A 21,620-nucleotide genomic window follows, 5' to 3' on the forward strand; every position below is an offset into this window, starting at 1 on the left:
GAATTCTGAGGAGACTCATGCATGATGGTGAGTCTTCTTTTTTATGATTCAGGCAATGGAAGAGATCGTTTTCCTGTGGCTCACAAGGAGGAATAGGCGTGCCGGATGTACATGGGTTAAAGTGGTTGTTCTTTGATGTAGGGGATACGCTGGTGGATGAATGGGAGCCAGTGGATGATATTATCGGGCAGTTTGTTCGCGAGGCTTGTGCGTTAGGATATTCGGTGAAAATAGAGACGGTACGAGAGCTGTTTGCTTTGTGTTACCGAAATTATGAGCAGTGGCCGATGAAAGTAGCCATTCGCACATGGATCAGTGATGCCGAACATCGGGAGCGGATTCAGGAAAGATTGAAGTTTCGCAAGGAACTTGAACGTCCCTTTGCGTCTGCCGACGTTGTTCTCCAGACCTTGTCGGAGCATTATAAGATTGGCATCATTGCCAATCAGAGTCCGGGGACAGAAGATCGGCTGGAGAGCTACGGGTTGCGCAGATATGTGGATGTGCTCGCCTGTTCGGCTGAAGAAGGAGTGTCCAAGCCTGATCCTGAGCTGTATGCTGTAGCGCTGAAACAGGCAGGATGTAAACCCGAGGAAGCGGTAATGATCGGCGACCGGATTGATAATGACATCATGCCTGCGAAGAAGCTGGGGATGCACACGATACGGATTTTACAGGGGTATGGCAGATTCCAGCCAGAGCGTGATGATGAGGAGCGTCCAGACTGGACGATTGAATCACTGGAGCAGCTTCTGCCTCTGTTGGTCATAGATCGGGATTAGGAAACTGAAAATATATAGTAGCAATTATTCTATCATGGTAAAGTTGCTGCACAGCAGTATAAAAGGCTGATCGTCTCAAGAGATACGTGACTTGAGACGATCAGCCTTTTTGAGTTATTTGCTTTGTGCTCGGGTTGCTGCTATTAGAATGTTATTAGAACAAGAGGATGGTTTGGATAATCAGGTATACATTTAGAACAACAATAACTCCAGCGATGATCCAGGAGATGATTTTGAGCCACAATTTGTTGGCAAATGCACCCATGCTTTTTTTGTCACTCGTAAACATCACCAGTGGAATGACGGCAAAAGGTAATTGCAGTGATAGCACGACTTGGCTCAGAATCAGCAGTTCCTCTGTGCCGTGTTCTCCAGCAATGGCTGTTACAATAACTGCCGGAATGATGGCAATTAGACGTGTCACGAGACGACGCAGCCATGCCGGAATGCGAATGTTCAGGAAGCCTTCCATTACAATCTGCCCGGATAGCGTACCGGTGAGAGTTGAGTTCTGACCTGAAGCGAGCAGAGCAACACCGAACAGGATGCTTGCAATGGTTGTGCCCAGCAGGGGTGTCAGCAAATGATAAGCATCTGTGATCTCAGCAACCTGGGTCATGCCTGCGCTATGAAATACAGCGGCGGACACAATCAGGATGGCTGCATTGATGAACAGGGCCAGCGTTAATGCGATAGTTGAATCCATGGTGGAATACAGAATCGCTTCTTTTTTACCTTTAGGTGTTTGTTCAATCTGACGTGTCTGCACAATGGAAGAATGCAGATAAAGATTATGTGGCATAACCGTAGCTCCGATAATCCCTATGGCGATGTAGAGCATGGCTGGATTTTGTAAAATCTCGACATTCGGTACAAAACCATGGAGTACCCCACCCATATCCGGTTTGGCAAGAAATAGGTCAATCCCGAAGCAGAGGGCGATGGTAGCCATCAGCACAATGACTAGTGATTCCAGTGCGCGGAAGCCTTTATTTTGTAACAACAGGATGATCAGTACATCGACTGCGGTAATAATGACGCCGTATAACATGGGGATGTTAAATAGCAGCTTCAGTGCGATGGCGGAACCAATCACCTCGGCAAGGTCGGTGGCTGCAATCGCAAGCTCACACAAAATCCATAACATGATGACTACAGGCATACTGAACCGTTCGCGGCAGGCTTGAGCCAGATCCCGTCCTGTAACGATCCCGAGCTTTCCAGCGAGTGACTGTAATACAACAGCCATCAGGTTCGAGATTAGAATAACGGACAATAAGGTATAACCGAACTGAGAACCACCCGCAATGTCGGTTGCCCAGTTCCCTGGGTCCATATAACCAACGGCAACGAGGTACCCTGGACCAACAAAGGCAAGGAATTTTTTCCACCAGGCGGCGTTCTGTGGCACTTTCATGGAGCTATGGGCTTCTCCCAGAGAAGGGGTCAACCCTGTAGCCGCCACTGGTTCATTTGAAGGCGCGCTGAAGGGATTCTTTTTACTCATTATATAATCACCTGTCTTTGAAGATTTGATATTCTGTAGGAAGAGGAACGGTGTCGCTCCTTGAATTAAATCTGGAAAGTGAAATTGAAATTTTTTAACCACGCTATTTGGATTTATGCAAAATGCTCATGTCTAAATGTTTATGTCGATACTTACATTGTACTCCCTCAATTATTTTTGTCTAGTGCAACTTTTGTGTAGAAGGACAAGATTAGTTCAAAGAGGGATTCGTGTCTTCGTATATTACCCAACCTTGCATAAATTACCGATATTCATTCCACATGCATGAAAACGATAAAGATGTAAAAGCTGAATAAAGAATCAAAATACGTTTCAAAATGAGCCAGAAGTTTAAATTGAATTGTAGGCAGCAAAAAACTTGAAGGTGAAGGAGAGATTCTTAATGGAAGCTTTATATACAGCAACAGCGACAGTTAAAGGTGGACGTACAGGTTCGGTGGCTTCTTCAGATGGTGTGCTCAAGCATGATCTGAAAATGCCGAAGGAACTGGGAGGCTCCGGTGGTGAAGGAACCAACCCTGAGCAGCTTTTTGCAGCAGGATATGGCGCATGTTATGAAAGTGCTCTTGCCAATGTAGCGCGCAAAGCGGGTGTGAAATTGGAAAATGTGGTCGTAACAAGCAATGTATCTATCGGTAAAGATCCTGCGGATGATGGTTTCCAACTGTCCGTACGTCTGGATGTTAGTATGCCTGGTGTGGATCATAGTCAAGCGGAAGACCTTGCTCGCAAAGCACATGATTTCTGTCCATACTCCAAAGCGACACGTGGTAATATTGATGTGGTATTAAACGTTGTGTAATGATTCGACTCCCAAAGGAATAACGGGGAACATATAGAACAGGGTATTCTCAATACCTGACGTTCAAGTACAAGGCCCTGCTGGCAATCGGCAGGGTTTTGTTATTTTTGTGTAATACAGATGCGATGCAGGAGATAGCATAACAGACAGCGTACTATTTTACATAATTACTCTTGCTTGATGTCATAGATTCGATAAAAGGGGGAACAATAATGAGTATTGAAGAGATGATCGAGCGACGATTTGTATGCACCAAGTGCAGAGGCACGGATTGCAATATCAAGGAAGTGTCCATGTCAGGGGCGGGTCTTAGCAAGATGTTTGATATTCAGCATAATCATTATCTTTTTGTGGCCTGTTCTTCTTGTGGATATGTTGAGGTGTTCGATCCGGATGTGCTGAAGGGGAAAAAACAGGGGCAGGTGGGTACCATTCTGGATATTCTGTTTGGTGGGTAGATGCGCCCGAGTTGACATCGAACTAAAATTTCTTTAATATGACTTAGTACTGAGAAGTGTCATTGCATGAACCAAATTTGAATTAACAGGTGATATCCATGTCTTATAAACCGCGTATTGCAAATGTAGAATTAGCCAGTGGTAACGAGAAAGACGAATTGTATGAGTTTAAAATGAAATTGGTAGACGGTACACAGTGCCGTGTATTCTACACCCATTCTCCAGAATGGAAAATGACCCATATCAGCCGTTTGCAGAAAACGCCTTGTCCCGTATGTCGCAAAGATTTCATTTGCAAATGTATGGATCGGTGGGCAAGTGACCTGCATCAACAAATGATCGATGACCAGTGGATGGAAAAGGCAATTGCAAAGTAATTGCCAGGCAGATACGAGCGTAGGCACAGAGCCTGCGCTCTTTTTCTATTCTCTTTTACCATACCAATAAATCGGGAAATAACGAACGAGATCGCTCTAAATGGGTAAGTTACTCTAATAGCAACTAAGGAGGTCTCCACATGACGGTAAATCAAAAGGACGTGCATCAGGGACACCCGATCGTACTTGTGGACGGAGTCTGCCACTTCTGCCAAGGTCTAACCAAGTGGATTATTAAGCGTGACCCGGAAGGGATATACCATTTTGCTTCGCTGCAATCGGATGTAGCCAAGGCGTTATTGGAGAAGGGCAATCTTTCAACAGATCGCATGGATACCTTCGTATTGATTGAAGATGGCAAATATTATACTCGCTCAACCGCAGCGTTGCGATTGGCCAAAGGACTAAAGTTTCCTTTTCCATTATTATATATATTCATTATTGTACCGAAATTCATTCGTAATGCGTTCTATAACATGGTGGCACGCAACCGTTATCGCTGGTTTGGCAAGGATGAAGCATGCATGCTTCCTACACCTGAGATTAAGGATCGTTTTTTGTGAAAAAGCCTCGTGCAACATATTGTATCAAAAAATGGATGTTTAATAACGGAAATAATTGGGTAATGACTACAGATCATATCTATTTTGGGAGGAAAACAACTTGAAGAAGTGGACTACATTAATTATCGGGGCATTATTAGCAGTAAGCTTGGCAGCATGCGGAAACGACACAGACAACACGGCTACGCCGCCAGCTGGTAACGAAACGTCTAACGAGGGCACTACACCTGCGAAGCAGGAGACAAAGATCCCTACCCTGGATGAGTTGATAACCAAAACAAATGCAGCTACTAAAGAAATGAAAAGTTTCACTACCGAAGCGAAGATTGACCAGAACTTGAAAATGGAGGCTGGTGAACAGTCACAGGATCAACAGGTTAAAACATCGCTCAAGATGGATATCATCAAAGATCCGATGATGATCTACCAAGAGATGAAAATGGAAATGTCTGGGCAGGAAGCACAGAATGTGAAGCAATACATCACTTCAGATACGATCTATTCACAAGTGGGAGACCAATGGGTTAAAATTCCTGAAGCTCAAACCAAAGAATTGGTGGAGCAGATGAAAGCAAGCATGAATCCAGAAGGTGAATTGGATCAGTTCAAAAAGATTGAGGAAGACACCGAAGTTACAGAAGATGGCGACAATTATGTCATTAACGCTAACGTATCCGGTGACAACGTGAAGGAACTGGCCAAAGCCGTGATGGAGCAAAACGGATCGAATGCCCAGACCCAAGCGATGCTTGAACAAATGAACATTACAAGCATGAAGATGAAATATATGATTAACAAGGAAACCTATCTGCCTGCAGGTACGGATGTAAACATGGTCATGGATATGGAACAGGAGGGACAGAAAATTACGATGGACATGAAAATGACCAGCACCTTCTCCAACCATGACAAAGTGGCCGAGATCAAGGTTCCACAAGAAGCCTTGGACAGCGCAAAATAATGAAGTGGCTATGCCAAATTTCATAATGAGCACAATCTAACGTGGAATCATTGCAACTTTTAAATACTGTTGCATGGGCACCCTTGAACTAAAATTTGTGTGAGCCGGCAGGCTTACCGGATTTTAATCAGGGGTGCTTTTCTCTTTTTTTGCTTCGAGTATGGTTAGGGTTTAGGCTGTTGTAGTATAGTCGGGTAAGCGATTCATTGTACACTTGTTAGCTGGAAGTTCTTTCTGAAAGGGGGTTGAAGAGATGATTAAGTATGCTCATATACATCATGTGAGTCTGGCTGTGCGTGATCTGGAAGTAGCGAAGGCGTTTTATTCCGGTTTGCTGCGTATGCAGGAGATCGAGCGTCCTCCTTTCCGTTCTACAGGTATATGGTATGCGATTGGCAGTCAGCAGCTTCATCTGCTGCAGCATCCGCAGGGTCACACACTGCGCGAGGCAGGGATCGATACAACGGATGGACATTTTGCGATTTGGGTGACCAGTTATAAAGAAACCATAGCCTGGCTGGAGCAACAGGGAATCGAGTATGAAGCAAGGCCAGATAGCGTTGCCGGGTTTTCACAGATTTTTGTGCTTGATCCGGATCGCAATATTATTGAGTTTGATGCGCCTTATCATTCTTGAGTGCTCCAAGTGCTTTCATAAAAGGCGTTTTCGGGATTGTTGGCAAATCCTCGTTTGAAAAAATCCCTTGCTACCCCAAAAATTGTATGCTATATTATCCATACATTCATAGCACGTGACGGAAGCACCGTCCATATACTGCATATTTTGCGGTTATTGGACGGTGCTTTTTTGTGCTTTTTTTGCAGGGGAGGGAAGAGGAATTGAGTGTTCTGAAGGCAGTGCTCGCTTCAAAAGACAGAGAGTACATCAGTGCTTGGCTTGATTTTGTACAGGGGAATTCGCTCGGGACCAGTATACGTTTCGCCGCCTTTTCACAATGGGAACCATTCAGGGATCATATGAACGAACAGGAAGGGAAGGAACTGCCTGATCTGGTCATTGCGGAACAGGAGTTTCTAAACCATTGGCTCAGTAACGGTGGTGAGGAATCGGGTATCCCGTGGCTGATGCTTAGTGAAGGAATGGATGAGGTACAAGAGGATAAACAGCTAATGAAGTATCAACCCTTACCTTCATTGTTGGATGCTGTTCTAAATGCTTGTCAGCAACCTCGACGGAAGAAGGCCCATCGTCCAGGACAGGGGACCCTTTCCATTGGTGTCGTATCCGCTTCGGGTGGAAGTGGCAAGACCGCTGTGGCGATGCATATGGCGAAGCAGTTGGGGCTTGCAGGTTATGCTGTTCTTTATCTCAATCTGGAGACGCTGGATAGTACGCTGCCTTTTCTGGAGAAGGGATTGTCTCGAAGTGCACAGCGCATTCCGGATGCGGAAACGGGACTGTCACGTCTGCTTTATGACTTGAAGGTGGGTAGGAAGGAATCAAGCAAGCAAGGGCAAGTTCAGTCTTCGTCCAAGGGTGTTGACGGATATGTACTTCGTCAGGAAGCATTGAAATCGGATGTGTTCTGGCCGTTATCGAATCGCAAGGAATTGCTGCAAATGTCTCGTGAGGATACGTCCGGTCTGCTCCAATATTTGATCGATTGTGGGCAGTATGATGTGATCATCCTTGATGGAGATTCAGCTTGGGATGGACGGAGTGAAGGGGTTCTGAATGCGGCGGATACATTGGTCTGGCTGGTGGAAGATGATATTTCTGCCATGCACAGGTTGGGTCAATGGATGCAGCATACCGAGCGTACAAGGCCGGAACTGTATGAAAGTGTGTTGAACCGGGCCTGCTTTGTCGTCAATAAATATCGGGATAGTATTGTTAATGCCCTGCCACGCCCCGAGCTTCATCTGGATGCCGTTTTGCCATATATCCCTTCCTGGAAGCAGCTTAGTCAGGAGGAAGTGATGCTCAGTTCACCGATCTTTCAGCGTGAAGTGAAGAGAATCTGCGCCATGCTTGTACAGGACGGGGAAGAAGAGTTGAAGCAGACAGGACGAATCCAGCAGGATGATAGGTGGGCGTTATGATTGATTCATCCAAAGTGGCGATGGAACGTGAAGAACAATTCCAGTTCATGCGCAGGGAAGTCAGGGCTGGTCTGGATTTAACGTCCTCTGCCGGGGACGATGAACTATGGCAGGGAATTGAACGCAAGGTGCTTTCTGATCCAAACCTGGATGATCTGACCTCCGGGGAGCGGCATACGTTGGTGCAACGGTTATTTGACTCCTTTCGGGGGTTGGATATCCTGCAGCCGCTGGTAGATCATCCCGATATCACAGAGATTATGATCAATAGCCACCGGGAGATCTTTGTAGAGCAAGAGGGTGAAGTCAGCCAGATCACGCTTGAGTTTGAGTCCAGAGAACGGCTTGAAGATATAATCCAGATGATTGTGTCCGGGGTGAACCGGATCGTGAATGAGTCTTCTCCGATTGTAGATGCGCGGTTGAAAGACGGTTCACGGGTCAATATCGTGTTGCCACCGATTGCATTGAAAGGTCCCACCATGACGATTCGTAAATTTCCGAGTGAACCGATGAAGATGTCCGATCTGATTGACAAGGGGGCGCTGCATGAGGAAGCAGCAGAGCTGCTGCAGCAATTGGTGCGGAGCAAATACAATATTTTTATCGGAGGTGGGACCGGGTCGGGAAAAACAACTTTTCTCAATGCGCTATCTCAATTTATCCCCGCCGATGAACGGATTATCACGATTGAGGACTCTGCTGAATTGCAGATTGTCACTGTACCGAACCTGGTATCGCTGGAGACACGGAATGCCAATACCGAGGGTAAGGGGCAGATATCGATTCGGGATCTGATCAAATCATCCTTACGGATGCGTCCGAACCGAATTGTGATTGGTGAGGTGCGAGGTGCGGAAGCACTGGATATGTTACAGGCCATGAACACTGGACATGATGGAAGCTTATCCACGGGGCATGCGAATACGATCTCGGACATGATCAGCAGATTGGAAACGATGGTGCTTAGCGGTGCGGATCTTCCCATTGCGGTGGTCAGGCAGCAGATCAGCTCGGCAATTGATATCTTTGTGCATCTCTCCAGGCTGCGGGATCGTTCACGACGGGTGACAGAGATTAGCGAAGTGATTGGTATGCAGAACGGGGAAGTTCAACTAAATCCATTGTTTCGTTTTCAGGAACGGGAAGAACGGGACGGTAAGATCATTGGCGGGTTAGTGCAAGTAGGGACGCTGAGCCAAGTGGACAAAATTCAGATGGCCGGGCTGGGAGAATGGCTGAATGAGTACATAGAACGAAATAACATTGAATTAGATACATCGGATAACAACGATAATTGAAGTCATCGGATAACAATCCGTATTAAATTCTTTGGAGGGTGAGGTGATTGATATTGGGCGAAGCAAGACAGGCGTTGACGGATTATACCGTATATACGCTATCCCGGAGGCAACGGATGGTCTGTATGCTGTTCAGTGGTCTGCTGTTTTTCGGCATCGGTATTTTGTTTTATCATCACTGGTTGGCTGGCGTGATTCTGGCTGTGGGGTGTATATGGGTACCCAAACACTGGACCAAGGTGTTGCTTGAACGTAGAAGGATGACGCTCAGTTTGCATTTTAAACAGGCGTTATATGCATTGTCTTCCGCACTGGCGGCGGGTAAATCGGTGGAAAATGGGTTCAAGGAATCTGTGGAAGATTTGCGGATGTTGAATCCAGAATCGGATACCGACCTGATTCGTGAGTTCACGATACTGCGGACACGGATGGAGTATGGACAGCCGATTGAGGAGGCGCTGCAAGATTTCTCGGATCGGGCAGATATCGAGGATATCACGAATTTTGCCGACGTATTTATCACTTGTAAGCGAACCGGTGGGGATCTGGTTGAGGTTGTGCGGCGTACCTCTGCGGTCATTGGAGAGAAGCTGGACATACAACAGGACATTATGGTCTCTGTATCACAAAAAAAGTTTGAGTCCAAGGTGATGTTTGCCGCTCCGTTTATTTTTCTGATATTTCTCAACTTTACGGCCAAGGATTTTATGGAGCCATTATACAGCGGGGTGGGTTATCTGATCTCCAGCGGGGCACTGGCCTTGCTTGCCTGCTGTTATCTGTGGATTACACGCATTATGGATATCAAAGTATAAGGAGCTGACACGATGCTGCTTCCCGTTATATTCGGAGGGATGCTCGGAGCGGGGTGGCTGGTGCTGGATCGGACCCGTGGGCAGGCTTACCGGCATTTGCGCAAACTGGATATGGAAGGATTACGTCTGAACAAACTGCATGGCCCTTTTCTGTTCTTGCTGGACAAGTTCGAGGTGGGCCGCAGATTGCCTGTACTGATGTTCAGGATGCAGCACGCCATTCAGAAAATGTATGGCATACAGCACAGTGGAGAGAAAACCATGCTCTATAGTGCTGAGATGTTAACCTATGCGTGGCTGATGTTACTCGTAGGATGTCTATTGTCACTTGTTGGGGATATGGGACTTGGAGGTATGGTGGGTGGAATCGCATTGGGGATAGCGTTACCTTTTGCGCTGTACAAAGATCTCAATACCAAGGTGCAGCGAAGAGATCAGGATATTCTTATGGAGCTTCCCGAGCTATTGAACCGAATTGTCTTGTTGGTGGGTGCAGGGGAGACCGTGCAACGCGCTATCGTTCACTGTGTAGCAAGTCAGGGAGAACGGGATCACCCACTATACAACGAGCTGAGAAAAACGGTGGGGGATTGGAATAACGGGTATTCGTTTCAACAATCGTTTGAACAGTTCAGCCGACGTTGTGGGGTGCAGGAAGTGACCATTTTTACAACAACGGTGCTGCTGAATTTCCGGCGTGGGGGAGGTGACTTTGTATTGGCGCTGCGGGATCTGTCGCATGTGTTGTGGGAGAAACGCAAGGCTGTCAGTCGGGCTAAGGGAGAACAGGCTTCTTCCAAACTGGTGTTTCCGATGGTACTGATCTTTTTTACGATCGTGGTAATGATCGGGGCACCTGCTTTTATGATGATGAATATGTAGGAGGAATTGGGATGATGGAAGTGTTGAAAAACAAGGTAAACGCTTTTTGCAAGGAAGAAGACGGGCTCGGTACGTTGGAGCTGATTCTGATTATCGGCGTTATTATCATTATTGCATTGATATTCAAGGATCAAATAACGAAATTAATTACGAGTCTTCTTGGTAAAGTGGACACCAAAAGTAATGAATTTTTCCCGGGTTAACAGGCTGAAGAAGGAAGAAGGGAGCTTCACCATTGAAGCTTCCCTGGTCTTCCCTATTGTGTTGTTTATTCTCGTGCTGCTACTTTTTTTCTCGATGTACATGTATCAAAAGACGTTTTTGAACCAGCATGCGTACGCTGCTTCTGAACGCGCCGCCTACAGCTGGGACAATAGCCAAAAGCAGGCGATGACCGGTGAAGTTGTAGCTGGGCAATATGACAATCTGTATTGGAGGCTCACGGACGATCGTTTGCTCGGGACACTGTTTGGTTGGGCGGGAGCGGACAAGCAGGTAATCGTCTCTATACCTGGTGGTGAAGGAGGAAGTCTCTCCGAAAAGAAATTATCGCAAGCGGTTCAACATATGCCCTCAGCAATGAAAGGAACGATTGAATATCAGAACTCGCTGATTCAACGAAAAGTAACGACCAAGCTGGAACAGGTTATTTCTTTACCGCTGCCATCTTTTTTATTTGATTCGGGTAACCGTGTTCTGACGCAAGGTTCGTCTGCAGTTGTTGAACCGGTAGAATTCATTCGAACGGTGGATTTGGTCCGTTATTATGCCGCCAAGTTTAAAGGCAAAGGCGGAGCAGCCGCCAGTAGCGCTGCGGAAGCGGGACAGGTTGTGCAGCATTTTGGCAAAAGCAAAAAGTGAGAGAAGGAGGAGGGCGGAGCTGTTTAGAAAAAAAGACGGTGAATCGGGGGCCGTAACCCTCTTTTTTATATTAATTCTGGCTGGGGTCTATATGTTTGTGGCCATATTTATTGATTATGCACGCATAGCAGCATTCAAGGTACAGGCGGAAAGAATGACACATGCTGCGATGAGATCCGTAATGTCGGCATACGACCCAGCACTGCGGGAGTACGGTCTGTTCGGCTATGGGGACAGCAGCGGAGAGGCCATTATGGCCAAGGTCCTGAATGATAGTGTAAAGCCCTCAGCGGTCAAAGATGGATTTCCGATTTTGGATATCCAGTGGGATACCACTTCATTGAGTATGGAACGGGAACTGGGCAGATACGATATGTTTAATCGTCAGATTCAGGAGGATATGAAATATCGGGCACCGGTCGATTTTACCCTTGAAGTGGTCAATCGCTTTAAACCGATGTCGGAGGACATGAAAGAAGCCGCGCATACTGTGGATTTGCTCAAAAAATTACAAAAGCTTTATGACAAACGTGAGGAATTGCTAGATGAAGCGCTTGACAATCAGACAGAATCAGCGAAAAAGCTGAAGGATCTGCCCGCTCTCATTATGGACCCGCCTTCAACTGCCATTTATGATGAGATGCTCGAAGAGACGCCAGAGACGGCAGCTGAGGTAGCGGCGCGTTATACCGATTATCTGAGCAAAAAACAAGCGGATGAGGGCCTGCCATTTACCCAGCAACAATATATATTGGAGTTGGCTCGTTATCGGACAGGCGTTGGAAATGTGACAACAGGCATAAGTATGCTCATGCAACCTGCCTTACAAGCTCACCAGACGAAATTGGAGGAAGCACAGGCCAAGATCGAAGAAGCACGCAAGATCAATGAGGAAATGAAGCGTGTGATCGCTGAGGGGGAGAATCGTTCACAGAATGCGAGCTATGAAAAAGTAGGTAACTCAACGCTGCCTGGAACGAGTCCTCTGGCTTCAGGATCGGGCAGTGAGGCCAAAAGTACACGCTCCCTTGCCTCGGAACTGGTAAGAGCGGACACATTGTATGACCAGTTGAATGAACGAGTTCGTTCACAGACTTCAGATTTCACCAATGTCAGAAACGACAGTATGGATTTGAACACGCAGCTTCGCAATGTTACAGGCATGAGTGGTGTTCCGATTAAGCCAGCAGTTAGAAAGGCCAGTCAGGTCACGGAACGATACATGGATACTTACGTGCGAAACGGTCCTTCCAATGTCATTCTTCAGAGTAAACAACAGTTGGAGAGTGGTCGCGGATCAGACGCCCAGCGCAAAGCGAATGACAAAGAGTCCAAAGGGAAATTGAAGGATGTCAAACGCATATTATCGCAGATTGAAAAAGGAAGCTCTGGATCAAAGGCAGCTTTCAAGCAACTGGAGGAGTATTACAACGCTAATATAGCCTTTAACGAGGCGAGTCGTGAGGAAGCCAAAAAAGCAGAAATTGCTGGTGATCCGTATGACTCGAGTGGTGATGCCATGAACGGAATGGACAGTTTGTTTGGCGGAATGTCTGGTCTGCTGGATAGCCTTGGTGATGAATTATTCCAAAATGAGTATGCTCTTGCTTATTTTAATTCGATGGATTTTGGACAATTGCTGAGTTGGACTGAAGGTGGCGGAGATGCAAGTGAAGTCTTCAAACTGGAGAACCAGGAACTGGAGTACATCGTATATGGTTTCCATAATCCTTCTGGCAACATAGCCGCTGCCTATGCAGAAATCTTCGGTATGCGCTTGGCTATTAGAACCTCAGAGGGGTTAATTGAGAACAGCAAATTGGGTAATCCTCTTCTGGTATTATCTGCGGCGATCTTATATGGAATCACAAACGCGATAGCCGATATGGTGAAATTGGCAAAAGAGGGCAGTGTCGAGTTGTCCAAGTATATCAAAGTCAAACTTACGTACAGGGACCATCTCCGATTGTTCCTATTGATGCATAGCAACAATGAACGAAAAATGTCCAGAATGTTGGCTCTGATCCGATTGAATACCGGCGTGAATCCGGATGAGAAACAGACATATGCTTCGGGAAATATGCGCAGCAGTATCAAGCTTTGGTTTTTGCCAGGAGTCACAAGAACTATAGGTGCTGTTATGGGTAGTGCGGACCAGGTAGAAGAAGGACGATTTTTCATTGATCGGAAGACTGATTATTCCTATTGAATAAGTCGAGCGGTTTCGGTGGAGGGACTATGAATAAGCAACATCAGCAGGGAAAAATATGGGCACGTGTATTGAATCTGCTAAAACGAGTACGCAGACTGGAAAGAATGAAATCTTTAACTGAGCAGATTCGTTCTCCCCAAAAGGTGCTTTTTTCAAAAAAAGAACAGGGCAGCATCGTTTTGGAAGCCTCACTGGTTCTGCCTGTCTTTCTGTTTTTCGTCATGTTTCTCATCTACATTGTGCAGATGACTCTGGTCTCAACAGCGTTGCAGAGCACGGCAGGAGAGGCAGTTAAGCAGTTATCCACTCAAATATATCCTGTTTCTCTTGTATTCACGCCATCGGATTCAGCTGGCGGTGGAGGCTCAGAAGGTGGATGGAAAATACCGGAGTTATCCCTAACGGAATGGGCCGAAGAGTATGCCTCTTCACTACCCGAGCCATTAAGTGATTGGGTTCGTACAGCAGCGGCCAGAGGTGAGCAACCGTTACAGGAGATTAAGACATCCGTCATTGAAACCGTGCTTGATCCCGCAGTAAAACCCTTGCTTAAACCTTTCATAGAGACGACTCTGCTGGATGTTGAGCGTGTACATGTTAATGGTATTTCTGTACCTGATCTCAAAAATAAAACGAATCCTTATTTCAGGCTTGAATTGAGTTATGAATTGCCGATTAAAGTACCCTTTCTCAGCAAACCTTTACGTATTCAAGCTGCAGCAGCAGAAAGAGTGTGGATCGGTGATACAGGAGAGGGCTCAAGTAGTAGTGGTGGAGACGCCGATTCTGCAGGTGCAGCAATTGTGTTGTCCAAGCCAGAACCAGCATACATAGGCAACCATGCAACAATTAAGGTTAAGGTAGAGCCTGGAGCTACGGCTAATTTAACGATTTTTTACAAGTCAGGCGAAAGCTCGGCCAAGCACATCGGCTGGGCCACCGCGGATGAGAATGGTGTGATTGAGTGGAACTGGTTTGTCGGTACACGCACAACGGAGGGCACATGGACGTTTGTAGTGGAGACAGCAGATGGTGTCAAAACGGAAACCGAGTTTAATGTGGCTTCCAGAACATAATGAAGGAGGTGATGGAAATGGAGTGGTTTTACATTGCATGTAGCATGTACGTCATTGCAGCTTTTATCACAGATGTTCGTTCGATGAAAATTCCAAATCGGCTGACTTTACCAGTGACCGTCTCGGGAATACTGGCCCATATCATCTGGAGAGGTTGGGAGGGGTTCTTGTTCTCGGCAGCCGGGTTTGCAGCTTGTTTCAGTGTATTGTTCCTAATGTATGTAATCGGGGCGGTAGGTGCGGGAGATGTTAAATTGTTTGGTGGCATTGGGGCTTGGACGGGGTTAGCCTTTGGTATTCACGTTATGATCTACTCTGTTTTGTATGCCGGGGCAATTGGACTGGTTATTCTGTTGTTCCGTAAGGACTCAGCTAATCGAATTCGCGGCATGGCAGGAAATCTTGCGGGGTTCTTTATGCTGGGCTCGCTCAAACTGGTCAGCAAGGAAAAGACACTAAAGTTTCCATTTATGCTAGCCGTATTGCCCGGGTTCATCAGCGCCTATATCTACATGAGTTAATACAAAATATCAGTTATTAACGGAAAGAGAGGATTGGCATGTATGGATTAACGAGAGATTTTATTCGAAACGGTGGAGCGTTTATGGTTTTGGAGAAACCGGAAGGATTACGGATGGACGAACTGAGTCGTGTACAGATGGGGATGTTGTCTTCTAATGAAATTCCTCGACTTCTACCAGTCCATATTCGGGAATTGGATCGGAATGTAACTTTGCAGTATGACATTTCAGGGTACAAAATGTTATCCCAGTTGTTGAAATCTGGGAAAATCCAGTTGCGTGTATTATACGGCCTGTTGTTTCAGCTGGCAGATACTTTCACGGAATGCCGACAATATATGTTGGACCCACGGAAGTTAATGATTCAGGAAGAGTACATATTTATCCATGGTTCACTAGAACAGGGAGAACTCGGAATGGTATATGTACCGATTATCGATTCGGTAGAGGTTGATCCAACTCCTCAGCAATTCCGCGAACTGGTTATCAGGCTCATGGCCCATGCACAGGAACTTCAGGGAGAAGGGATTCAGCGTGTCCTGCAGTTATGTGATAGTGAGTATTGGGATACCAGACAACTTCGTGAACTCTTGCTAGGGTTATACGCTGACGAGCAGAGTGGCTCAGGGAGTGCAGCATTTCTGTCTTCACGAACGTTTGAATCAACTGACGGTATGTTGGGTACTACTCCACATTCCGCAGATCATACCAGTGCGCAGCCTTTTATTAGATCGGGACAATACCACTACAGTGAGTCGAATCAGAATGGTGCTCAGCAGCAGTTGAAGTCAGATCACCAACTGAAGATACCCCCTGCCAAGCAAGAGGAAGCAATGAACAAATCTTTATCAGGCTTTTCAGGCAAAGGCTCACAGAGAGAGTCCTCATTACAGCCCCGAGATCGTTCTGTTCCGGGACATCCTCAAACGTTGGATTCATTTCAGAGTGATGTTATGGAAGTAGAGGAGAAACCGGGATCTTCCAAAGTGACTTATATTATTCTGGGATGTATGGTGGCAATGGCATTAGTATGGAGATTCATATATATGAAACAACCGGGTCAGACACAGATGATCCTCTCTTCCGTTTTGAGTCTTGCATTGCTTGGGGTAGCTGTTTGGGTATGGGTAAGCAAAGGTAAACTGAGTCATTCGAAGTTTAATTCGCAAGGTATAGATGGGGCGAATAAAGGTTTTTTGGGATTGGGCAAAAGTAGAGACAAACAGAAGGAGAATAAGGAAGAGATGTTTCAGGAGAGCTGGCGTTGGAATGCGTCTGAAATGTCGGCAGAAAGTGACTCTTATGCGCAGGGTTACACCAGTCAGCAGAGCTCTGCTGATATGCAAAGTGCTCAATCAGAGATGAGGCATTCTTTTGAATCCAGATCAGCTGGAGAGGAAAGTTCTCGCTTTCAAAATCTACATATACCATCCGAAGTATCTGAAGCACCGTTTGTCCAGCATTCAGCTGAAGCTGGGGCTGTAACATCGGAGTTAGCCCGTCCTGATGTGGCTGCAGATGCGACAGTAAACTTGCAAGGCCTTGCTGGAGGCGGCGTAACAGGAGTGGGCCCGGTGGTACCGTCATTTTATCTGGAACGAAGATCGGCAACCAGTGACACACATGAGCGAATGGATGTACGCGGGGCATCATTTGTGATTGGCAGATCGGCAGACATGGTTCAGTGGGTGGATACAGCTACCGGTGTGTCCCGTGCTCATGTGGAATTGAGCCGGAACAAATCGGGCTATGTGATTAAGGATTTGGGTTCCGTCAACGGAACTATTCTTCAAGGTAATGTTCTTGCTCCGTACAAGGAATATCCGCTGGAAGATGGATATACATTCTCTCTTGCGGAGTCTGTCTACACGTATCGATCAGTCGGATAGACCGCGGTGCTTCAGATCTTCAAGGGCCTGGGTTAATGTAGGAAAGGTGAACTGGAAGCCGTGATCCAACGATTTCTGCGGGATAACTCGCTGTCCTTGAAGCAGCACTACGGAGAGCTCTCCGACCAGTGTTTTGATCAGAATACCGGGTACGGGAAACCAGTGTGGACGATGATATACTTTACCTACCGTGCGCCCGAATTCATCGTTGGTAACCGGGTTGGGAGAGGAGGCATTCACCGGACCGAAAATTTCTTTATTTTGAATCGTGAAATCAATTAGTCGAACGATATCCATGATGTGAATCCAGCTGGTCCACTGTTTTCCACTCCCAATTTTGCCGCCGACACCTAGCATATAAGGAAGTTTCATCAATGGAAAGGCACCTTTTTTATGGCCGAGTACCAAGCTAACCCGGATTTTCACAAGTCTCACATTCTGGATCGCATCTGCAGCAACTTCCCATTGCTCAGAGACGCGTGAGGGGAAATTTATGGATTTTTGCGGACTGCTCTCATCGAAGGTTTCGGTAGGGGAGGTGCCATAGATTGCCATGGCAGAAGCCTGAACGACAACTTCGGGTTTGTGCTCCAGTGATTCCACCAATCGCGCTACCCGGGCGACAGTCATTACTCTGGATTCAACAATCTTCAGCTTCGCTTTGGTTGTCCATCGTTGATTCAACGTTTCTCCGGCAAGGTTAACGAGAGCATCCACGCCTTCTAGCAAGTGAGGTTGCTCTTCAACTTGTTCCCACGATATATATGTAAGATTCTTACTTGGATTATGCAAGTCAGGCAGTTTGCGTGTAATGACTTTCACATGGTGTCCGGCTTGCAGCCAGTAATCCACAAGTGCTCCTCCCACAAACCCGGTACCTCCACAAATGACAATTTTCATATCAAACATCCTCTCTGTAATTTTCACTGCGCTGACATATATCCGCGAATCAACAAACAGCCCCGGACGGTAAGCAGTGCCTGTTGGGAACGACTTACCTGACGGAGCATATATGTGAGCAATTTGCGCATAAATCCAAAGAGCGTCTTTCAATCAACAAGTCTGAAGCGAATGATGCAAAATCGAAATGCTGATGTATCTAATTAACCAAATCCATATACGGCTTAACTCATCTTTTTATTTTATTTAATCAAGTGTTGATAAGGGGAATAATCGATTTTGTTTTTCTCCAGAAATTTCACCAAAAACTTATTATCCCGCTTCGGTGTGGCTATAATGTATCCTTTGATGCAATGATCTCTCGATACTTCCGTTGCGTTGTCTTCGACTGCAATTTTACCGATCTCTGCAGCAATGGAATGTTTGGCGATGTCACGAAACGGCCCAGGTACAGGCTCCACAAGTTGATCCAAAAAAGCTTTGGCTTCATCTGTCCATAAGTGACGGCTGGCTTCAACCCAATAATTTTGCCAATCGAGTTTGGACTTTCCGTCTGCTTTGGGTAGCACTTTCAAAAACTTGCGCATCATAAAAAATCCACCGATACACATGCTGCCCAGCAATAAAAAAGTCCAGAATGCAATCGTATTCATAAACCAATTGCTTGGGGAACTGCTGGTCAGTATCCTAGCGTAGGAGTCGAAAATCATTGCGGAGTCACCTCGGTTCATTGATTTTCACGGAAAGACGGATTCCGCCCACCCATGTTCCACATTTTAACTGTCAAAAATAGCCTCTAACCCGAATTATAGCGCATTTCTAGATTTATTTCGATAATCGCGTTAGAATAAGGGATAATTCAGAAAAAGGGGGATCAATGATGCTGAAAATCGGCTCCCACGTGTCCTTTTCGGACAAGGGATTATTGAGTGCAACGAAGGAAGCGTCCTCGTACGGTTCCAGTTCGTTTATGATATATACGGGTGCACCACAGAATACGCGTCGCAAGCCAATTGAGTCCATGTATATTGAGGAAGGCAAGCTTGCCATGCAAGAGAATGGTATGGAAGATATCGTTGTCCATGCACCATATATTATTAATCTTGGCTCTTACAAAGATAACACGTACAGACTGGCTGTAGATTTCCTTCAGGAAGAGATTCGCCGTACACATGCCATTGGTGTCAAAAACATTGTATTGCATCCCGGTGCTTTTACAGACAAGGATGCCCACTATGGGATCGGACGGATCGCAGAAGGGTTGAATGAAGTGCTGGAGGGTGTGAAAGAGACGGATGTTAACATCGCTCTGGAAACCATGGCTGGTAAAGGAACGGAGATGGGGCGCAGTTTCGAAGAAATCGCCCAGATTATCGAGAAAGTGACGTATAACGAACGCCTCACCGTATGCATGGATACATGCCATATTCATGATGCCGGCTACGATATCGTTAATGATTTGGACGGTGTACTGGAACAATTCGACCGGACGGTAGGACTTGACCGCATTGCCGTCATGCATATTAATGATAGTAAGAATGCCGTGGGAGCGCACAAGGACCGTCATACACCGATTGGCTCTGGCTGGATCGGATTTGAGGCGATTAACCGCATTGTGAACCATGAGAAGCTTCAAGGACGTCCATTCATCCTGGAGACACCTTGGATTGGCAAAGAGGCCAAGACACAGCGTCCAATGTATGAGGTGGAGATTGCATTGCTTCGTGGGGATGTTGCCGGTCGATTCGGTCCGGAATTCCTGACGGAAGTGGAACAGCTGCATCACTTTTTCAAAGGTAAAGAGATTGAGTCCCGTTCGTATGTTCTGGATGTGTGGACGTTGCTCAAAAATGATGCCAAAGCCAAAAAGGCAGATCCGCGCGAACCATTGGAGCGTCTGTATGACATGGTGGCTGAAGCCGCACTGTTCCCACATTTGAATGAAGAACAACTGAATCATCGCTTGATTGCCTGGCTTGCGGGTTAACCCCCGCAGGTCATGGCCTAATTGAAGGAGGAAGAATAACCCGATGGAGATCCACGCTAAACAAGTACGCCCTGATTCTAAAAACCGCGCCGATCGGGCGCGCATGCTCATTTCCTGTCCGGATGGTCCAGGAATTGTTGCTGCCGTATCTCATTTCCTGCACCAGCATGGTGCAAACATTGTGCAGTCCGACCAGTACACGATGGACCCTGCTGGCGGCATGTTCTTTATGCGAATTGAGTTCGATCTTCCACAGTTGTTGATCAATCTGCCGAAACTTGAAGCCGATTTTGCAGAAGTGGCAAGTCGTTTCCAAATGGAATGGACGCTTTCTGCGGTCAGCCGCAAGAAGAAACTGGCCATCTTTGTATCCAAAGAGGATCACTGTCTGGTTGAATTGTTGTGGCAATGGCAGGCTGGTGACCTGGATGCTGAAATTTCTCTTGTAGTCAGCAACCACCTGGATATGAAGGATTATGTAGAATCATTTGGTATTCCATATCATCATATTCCGGTTACAGCAGATACAAAGAAAGAAGCGGAACAACGTCAGCTGGACGTGATAGGCGATGATATTGACGTTATTATCCTTGCGCGTTATATGCAGATCATCTCTCCGATGTTCATTGAACATTATCGCAATCGGATCATCAACATCCATCACTCGTTCCTGCCAGCCTTCGTAGGCGGCAAACCGTATGCTCAAGCGTACAACCGTGGTGTCAAAATTATTGGCGCGACAGCGCACTATGTTACAGAAGAACTGGATGGCGGACCGATTATTGAACAGGATGTGCAGCGTGTAAGCCATGGGGATGACGTAACCGAGCTGAAACGGATTGGACGTACCATTGAGCGTGTTGTGCTCGCACGTGCCGTGAAATGGCATGTTGAAGACCGTGTTCTTGTTCATGAAAATAAAACGGTTGTATTTTAAGCTTATGCTTTAATACTGTGCAAGGTTGATTCGGAACCACATAATAGATCAACAAAAAAAGGCGACCCCATTCGTTTACGAAACGGGAGTCGCTTTTTTTGCGTTCATATACTTACCGCACAAGCCAAGAACAATACCGAATATAAGATGTCCGACTACCCAGTAGAGAATGGCTGTCACATCGTACAAGTCTGGCACACGTGAAGACAATTGAGAAAGTGGGATGTAGAGCAGGGATGAGACGGCACCGAGCAAGACTCCTTTGAACATGGGGCGGCCTGAATGCCGGACCCACCACATATAGAAGATGCCGATGACAACGGACACGAGTAGATGCAAAGTAAACTCAATGAATTCGGGTAAGGTTGGCGGGAGCCCAGGCACAAAATCGATATTTAGAAGCAGGGTATATACTTTTTCACCGCTGTATTCCTGAATCATTTTGAGGAAAAATCCTAGGACAATTCCGGAGAGAATACCCGTTAAAATGCCCGATATCCAGGGTAATGATGTGTTTGACGATCTGGATGGGTGTACAACAGGGTCTGACATGATTGCGACCTCCTATGATTGACGCACTTACTTTGAAAAGTAAACTACAGCCCGGCTTTCGAATCCATATTCAGGATATACTGTGTAGAATGAGCTTTAATTCTAAAAAGTGCATGGTTTTTGTGTTAAAGGTTATACTTCATGCGATGGAT

General features: G+C 46.4%; 23 protein-coding genes. 19 read left to right on the top strand and 4 right to left on the bottom strand.

Features of this window, described 5'->3' with window-relative positions; genetic code table 11:
- The first annotated feature begins 98 nt into the window (after window positions 1-98).
- Window positions 99-782 carry an HAD family hydrolase gene (locus ACR32F_RS06920; RefSeq protein ID WP_440117405.1) on the top strand — a complete coding sequence of 228 codons (684 nt, stop codon included), beginning with the start codon at window positions 99-101 and terminating at the stop codon, window positions 780-782.
- 154 nt (window positions 783-936) lie between these two features.
- Here ACR32F_RS06920 and ACR32F_RS06925 read toward each other — a convergent pair whose 3' ends face one another.
- The gene (locus tag ACR32F_RS06925) at window positions 937-2,289 is read right to left on the bottom strand and encodes an Nramp family divalent metal transporter (protein WP_440117407.1); all 1,353 of its coding nucleotides are present in this window, start codon (window positions 2,287-2,289) and stop codon (window positions 937-939) included.
- Window positions 2,290-2,692: 403 nt separating this feature from the next.
- On the opposite strand from ACR32F_RS06925, the gene ACR32F_RS06930 reads away from it, so the two are divergent.
- The 16 genes from ACR32F_RS06930 (at window position 2,693) to ACR32F_RS07005 (ending at window position 17,092) form a co-directional block, all read left to right on the top strand.
- On the top strand, window positions 2,693-3,112 hold the full coding sequence (locus ACR32F_RS06930) for an organic hydroperoxide resistance protein (protein WP_063564421.1): 420 nt from the start codon (window positions 2,693-2,695) through the stop codon (window positions 3,110-3,112).
- A gap of 212 nt (window positions 3,113-3,324) precedes the next feature.
- Window positions 3,325-3,570, top strand: a complete 246-nt coding sequence (locus ACR32F_RS06935) for a zinc ribbon domain-containing protein (RefSeq protein WP_024629326.1) — start codon at window positions 3,325-3,327, stop codon at window positions 3,568-3,570.
- Between the two features lie 98 nt (window positions 3,571-3,668).
- Entirely contained in the window at window positions 3,669-3,947 is a 279-nt protein-coding gene (locus tag ACR32F_RS06940) for a hypothetical protein (RefSeq protein ID WP_440117410.1), read from the top strand.
- A 140-nt stretch (window positions 3,948-4,087) separates the two neighbouring features.
- A complete protein-coding gene (locus ACR32F_RS06945) occupies window positions 4,088-4,510 on the top strand; it encodes a thiol-disulfide oxidoreductase DCC family protein (protein WP_440117412.1) in 423 nt (140 codons plus the stop codon).
- A gap of 100 nt (window positions 4,511-4,610) precedes the next feature.
- A complete protein-coding gene (locus ACR32F_RS06950; RefSeq protein WP_440117414.1) occupies window positions 4,611-5,471 on the top strand; it encodes a DUF6612 family protein in 861 nt (286 codons plus the stop codon).
- A 253-nt stretch (window positions 5,472-5,724) separates the two neighbouring features.
- Window positions 5,725-6,108, top strand: coding sequence for a VOC family protein (locus tag ACR32F_RS06955; RefSeq protein WP_440117416.1), 384 nt, complete (start codon window positions 5,725-5,727; stop codon window positions 6,106-6,108).
- 203 nt (window positions 6,109-6,311) lie between these two features.
- Window positions 6,312-7,535, top strand: a complete 1,224-nt coding sequence (locus ACR32F_RS06960) for a nucleotide-binding protein (RefSeq protein WP_440117418.1) — start codon at window positions 6,312-6,314, stop codon at window positions 7,533-7,535.
- 20 nt (window positions 7,536-7,555) lie between these two features.
- A complete protein-coding gene (locus tag ACR32F_RS06965) occupies window positions 7,556-8,836 on the top strand; it encodes a CpaF family protein (protein ID WP_440119719.1) in 1,281 nt (426 codons plus the stop codon).
- Between the two features lie 53 nt (window positions 8,837-8,889).
- Window positions 8,890-9,651, top strand: coding sequence for a type II secretion system F family protein (locus ACR32F_RS06970; protein WP_440119721.1), 762 nt, complete (start codon window positions 8,890-8,892; stop codon window positions 9,649-9,651).
- Between the two features lie 12 nt (window positions 9,652-9,663).
- Window positions 9,664-10,533 carry a type II secretion system F family protein gene (locus tag ACR32F_RS06975; RefSeq protein WP_440117420.1) on the top strand — a complete coding sequence of 290 codons (870 nt, stop codon included), beginning with the start codon at window positions 9,664-9,666 and terminating at the stop codon, window positions 10,531-10,533.
- Window positions 10,534-10,544: 11 nt separating this feature from the next.
- Window positions 10,545-10,736: a Flp1 family type IVb pilin gene (locus ACR32F_RS06980; protein ID WP_440117422.1), complete on the top strand. Its 192-nt coding sequence runs from the start codon at window positions 10,545-10,547 to the stop codon at window positions 10,734-10,736.
- Entirely contained in the window at window positions 10,717-11,394 is a 678-nt protein-coding gene (locus ACR32F_RS06985; RefSeq protein ID WP_440117424.1) for a TadE/TadG family type IV pilus assembly protein, read from the top strand. The genes ACR32F_RS06980 and ACR32F_RS06985 overlap by 20 nt, the downstream gene beginning before the upstream one ends.
- Window positions 11,375-13,603 carry a hypothetical protein gene (locus ACR32F_RS06990; protein WP_440117426.1) on the top strand — a complete coding sequence of 743 codons (2,229 nt, stop codon included), beginning with the start codon at window positions 11,375-11,377 and terminating at the stop codon, window positions 13,601-13,603. Before ACR32F_RS06985 ends, ACR32F_RS06990 begins: the two co-directional genes overlap by 20 nt.
- 29 nt (window positions 13,604-13,632) lie before the next feature.
- Window positions 13,633-14,682 carry a TadE/TadG family type IV pilus assembly protein gene (locus ACR32F_RS06995; RefSeq protein ID WP_440117428.1) on the top strand — a complete coding sequence of 350 codons (1,050 nt, stop codon included), beginning with the start codon at window positions 13,633-13,635 and terminating at the stop codon, window positions 14,680-14,682.
- Between the two features lie 17 nt (window positions 14,683-14,699).
- Entirely contained in the window at window positions 14,700-15,203 is a 504-nt protein-coding gene (locus ACR32F_RS07000; protein WP_440117430.1) for an A24 family peptidase, read from the top strand.
- 38 nt (window positions 15,204-15,241) lie between these two features.
- On the top strand, window positions 15,242-17,092 hold the full coding sequence (locus ACR32F_RS07005; RefSeq protein WP_440117432.1) for a DUF6382 domain-containing protein: 1,851 nt from the start codon (window positions 15,242-15,244) through the stop codon (window positions 17,090-17,092).
- On the opposite strand, the gene ACR32F_RS07010 is transcribed toward ACR32F_RS07005, so the two are convergent.
- On the bottom strand, window positions 17,081-17,992 hold the full coding sequence (locus ACR32F_RS07010) for a TIGR01777 family oxidoreductase (protein ID WP_440117434.1): 912 nt from the start codon (window positions 17,990-17,992) through the stop codon (window positions 17,081-17,083). The two genes, ACR32F_RS07005 and ACR32F_RS07010, sit on opposite strands and share 12 nt — an antisense overlap.
- 242 nt (window positions 17,993-18,234) lie before the next feature.
- The gene (locus ACR32F_RS07015; RefSeq protein WP_440117436.1) at window positions 18,235-18,702 is read right to left on the bottom strand and encodes a DUF2621 domain-containing protein; all 468 of its coding nucleotides are present in this window, start codon (window positions 18,700-18,702) and stop codon (window positions 18,235-18,237) included.
- Window positions 18,703-18,872: 170 nt separating this feature from the next.
- Between ACR32F_RS07015 and ACR32F_RS07020 the strand changes: the two genes are divergently transcribed.
- Both ACR32F_RS07020 and purU read left to right on the top strand, forming a co-directional pair.
- Complete coding sequence (locus ACR32F_RS07020) at window positions 18,873-19,979, top strand: deoxyribonuclease IV (RefSeq protein ID WP_440119722.1); 1,107 nt, start codon at window positions 18,873-18,875, stop codon at window positions 19,977-19,979.
- Window positions 19,980-20,022: 43 nt separating this feature from the next.
- A complete protein-coding gene (gene purU / locus ACR32F_RS07025; RefSeq protein WP_440117438.1) occupies window positions 20,023-20,916 on the top strand; it encodes a formyltetrahydrofolate deformylase in 894 nt (297 codons plus the stop codon).
- A gap of 75 nt (window positions 20,917-20,991) precedes the next feature.
- Here the strand turns inward: purU and ACR32F_RS07030 are convergent, their stop codons facing one another.
- Complete coding sequence (locus ACR32F_RS07030) at window positions 20,992-21,468, bottom strand: hypothetical protein (protein ID WP_440117440.1); 477 nt, start codon at window positions 21,466-21,468, stop codon at window positions 20,992-20,994.
- Between the last annotated feature and the right edge of the window lie 152 nt (window positions 21,469-21,620).

Origin of the sequence: Paenibacillus hebaui (assembly GCF_051934385.1) — a bacterium.
GTDB lineage: Bacteria > Bacillota > Bacilli > Paenibacillales > Paenibacillaceae > Paenibacillus.